Source organism: Ligilactobacillus sp. (assembly GCF_036846325.1).
Classification (GTDB): domain Bacteria; phylum Bacillota; class Bacilli; order Lactobacillales; family Lactobacillaceae; genus Ligilactobacillus.
Genome location: NZ_DAIUCE010000162.1, coordinates 1 through 2676, shown reverse-complemented (window position 1 = coordinate 2676; position 2676 = coordinate 1). Strand labels below are relative to the sequence as shown.

Below are 2676 nucleotides of genomic sequence, written 5' to 3'. Positions count from 1 at the left end.
AACAGGAAACCCTGCACATTTGCTTATCGAAACTTTGTTCAGTTTTCAAAGATCTGTTTCATAAGTCGCTTGTTGCGACTTCTTAAGTTTATCATCAACAAACCACTTTGTCAAGAACTTTTTTCAAATGTTTTTTTGAAAAGCTCCAGCAAAATGTTTTGCCGACCAAATTATTATCGCATCTTTTCAAACAGATGTCAACAACAATTTTTTAAATGCTGTTTGCTGTCATCAACGTGACAACTTGATAATCATAACATGCAAAAACGGGTGCGTCAACACTTTTTTGAAATTAAATTCATTTTTCCACTCAGATACGAAAAAAGCGCCTGAACCAAAAATCACGGAACGAGGCGCTTCGCTTCATCTATTGGCAAAATAGCTGCATAATGCACTGAAGGCAGGACGAACCCCCCAGGCAATAATGAAGATGAGTCCGCCTTCCTCCCAGTTTCCGGAAATCCAGCTGTACACTAAGCAGACGCTGAAGACAATCCCCCAGTAGACATGACGAAAACCGACATCGCCGTCATCATCCTCTTTTTCAGCATGTTTAAGTCCGGCGAGCATGTCGAGCGTTTCAACGGTTCCCGAAGAAAAACTTCTCAGAAAGACTCCCGCTCCAACCACCATAAGCAGCAGGCTTACGGCGAGATTTTCCATAAAGTCAGTGTCCCGGAGAGACGAAACAAGCAGCGGAACCGGTGCTGCGAAGAACATGACAATCGATGCAACGTTCATTCTGACTGCCGTATTCCCAGCCTCCTCTCTTTTCTGCCGTATCATTTCAGAAACGGCAAAGGAAGAATGACACGGTTCCCTTTTCAGAAAATCATATTCCTTCTCCTTGAAACTGCAGTACGAATTAAGTAAAATCCCGACAGCAACCATGAGCAGCAGGACAACAAGACCTGTCATTGAGGCATAGTCCTCATTAAAGACATGATACGGATTTCTGCATCCGAATGAATGGAAGAAGATGAAGAAGGCAGGAGACCAGACAAACAGCATCATGGCAAGTGCCCTCAACTTCACGGTCCGTTCCCTTATAAGAAGAAACTCGTCAGCCATCTCCCGTGTAATCACGATCTCTCCGACAACCTTTTCCGTATCAGAGGAAAAATCACCGTTCCCATCACCATCATCCTTCAGCAAATAATCAGTGCTTACTCCGAAGATCTCGGACATTCTCACTATTCTGTTCAAATCAGGTACGGACTGCGCACCTTCATACTTTGAAACAGACTGTCTGCTGACACCCAGTCTTTCAGCAAGATCTTCCTGGGACCATCCATGTCTTCTGCGAAGCATCGCTATCTTTTCAGCTAAACTCATTTCCAACACTCCTTTTTAATCAAGCATGACTCAAATTTAGCAAAATCCCCTGTTTGAGACTACCAACTTTCCCTGGAAATTTGTCAACCATCAGTTGCATCACTGTATTTTCCAGCATCATTTCCACTATTTCCCGGGAAATAATGCCGCAGCATCGACGAATGCCCGGACAAGTTTCAGCTGCTCGTCAGAATCAAACATCATCTCAGGATGCCACTGGACGGCCAGGGCAAACGGATGATCCTTCACTTCAATTGCCTCGGGAACGCCGTCCGAGGAACGTCCCTCAATCATGCATCCTTCCCCGGGCTTTTTCATACCCTGATGGTGAAACGAATTGACCATGACGCTGTTCTTCCCGAAGATATCCGCAAAGCGGCCCTGCGGTTCAAAATCGACTCGATGCCAGCCCTCATTGCGCGGATACCTGCTTCCGGAATGACTTTCAAAGCCTCCTTCCCTGACAAGATCCTGGTACAGAGTTCCGCCGCAGGCAACGTTTACGATCTGAATCCCCCGGCATATTCCCAAAACCGGCCGCTTTTTTTCAAACAGAAAATGCTTTGCAATCTCAATATCCTGTCTGTCTCTTTTCGGCATGACCCTGCCACAGTATTCCTTGGGAAATTCGCCATAACAGACTGGATCGACGTCATGGCCGCCGGTGATGACGACCCCATCCAGGCACTCCAGAATCGCCTTGACGTCTTCAGGGTTTTCATACTGCGGAATTACAACCGGTATCGCCCCGGCTTTTTCCAATATGTAAACATAGTCTCCGGCAACAAAATTCCAGTCCTGGCCGGGTGTTCCCATATCAGACACCATTCCGACCTCATCTTTATAATCATAGTTGCATGTAATTCCTATTACTGGTTTTTTCATTATGCATCCCCCTCGTTTCATCCGGGAAGCAGGCATTCTTCGGACAACTCATCAGCCTGGCATCAGGTATTGCTTATTCCCCCTTCTTACCCTGTAATCCGGGAAATAATCCGAAAAACCGTCCCTGCTGCATCGAGTGCAAAATCTGCCCTTCTCACCAAATGCTTCCAACATCTCCAAGATATCATGTTTTATTTCTCATTGAAAGAATCTTCTTAAGCAGATATCCGGAAAACATGACACTGGCATTGACAAGGCTCCAAAAAATATCCGACGATTCCAGACTAATCACCGAAGACTTGAACCCAGCCTATGGATTTTTCTTAGAAGCCTTTTTCAACTCCTGAATTCTCTTATTCATAAGTCTTGCTTCCCTGCGATAATACAGCATGAAAAGAAGCCAGACTGCAAATGATGCTGCAAGTTGAACTGCAATAATCAGAACTGTATGTGAAA

2 protein-coding genes are annotated in these 2676 nt (G+C 45.3%); both read right to left on the bottom strand.

Going from position 1 to position 2676, the window contains the following annotated elements:
- Positions 1-363 precede the first annotated feature (363 nt).
- The gene (locus V7Z60_RS09710) at positions 364-1335 is read right to left on the bottom strand and encodes a helix-turn-helix domain-containing protein (protein ID WP_334117611.1); all 972 of its coding nucleotides are present in this window, start codon (positions 1333-1335) and stop codon (positions 364-366) included.
- A 126-nt stretch (positions 1336-1461) separates the two neighbouring features.
- Entirely contained in the window at positions 1462-2220 is a 759-nt protein-coding gene (locus tag V7Z60_RS09705; RefSeq protein WP_334117610.1) for a gamma-glutamyl-gamma-aminobutyrate hydrolase family protein, read from the bottom strand.
- Positions 2221-2676: the final 456 nt, after the last annotated feature.